Consider the following 642-nt stretch of genomic DNA (forward strand, 5'->3'; position numbering starts at 1 on the left):
CTATGACATGGGCTGGCTCGATCGGGCGATTTATGCCGTTGATAATACCGATAGAGTCGATAGCTTGGCACTTTCGCATCCAATGCCGCACCAAGATTCAGTGGTGCGCTATAGCCAAGCAGCAGGTATTGATCCAGCGTGGGCTTATGGCATCATGCGTCAAGAGAGCCGTTTTGTGTCTTCTGCACGCTCAAATGTGGGTGCCAGTGGGTTGATGCAAGTGATGCCTGATACCGCAAAATACATCGCGCGTAACTTAGGTGAGACTTATAGTGCGAGCCGTGCCAACAGTGGTGATACCAATATCCGTTATGGTACATGGTATATGGGTGATATCTTAAGTAAACTGAACTATCAGCCTGTATTGGCAACCGCAGGCTATAATGCTGGACCTAATAATGCCAAACGCTGGCAGCCAACCTATGGCGCAATCGCCGCAGATCAATATGTCGAATCGATTGCCTTTCCTGAAACGCGTAACTATGTCAAACACGTGATGGAAAACGCTACCATCTATAGTAGTCTGTTGGGTCGTAGCCAGCCAATCAGTCAACGTATGGGTACAGTACCTGCTGCTTTTTAATCAGTGAATTCGTATTTAATAGACCACTAGCTTTTATAGTTAATGGTCTATTTTTTATG

At 46.3% G+C, this 642-nt stretch carries 1 protein-coding gene; it reads left to right on the forward strand.

Going from position 1 to position 642, the window contains the following annotated elements:
• Window positions 1–583 (forward strand): lytic transglycosylase domain-containing protein (locus ACS8FC_RS18485; protein WP_439297866.1); only part of this gene is annotated, 583 nt, incomplete at its 5' end.
• Window positions 584–642: the final 59 nt, after the last annotated feature.

It is taken from the genome of Psychrobacter sp. 1Y4, assembly GCF_051847555.1.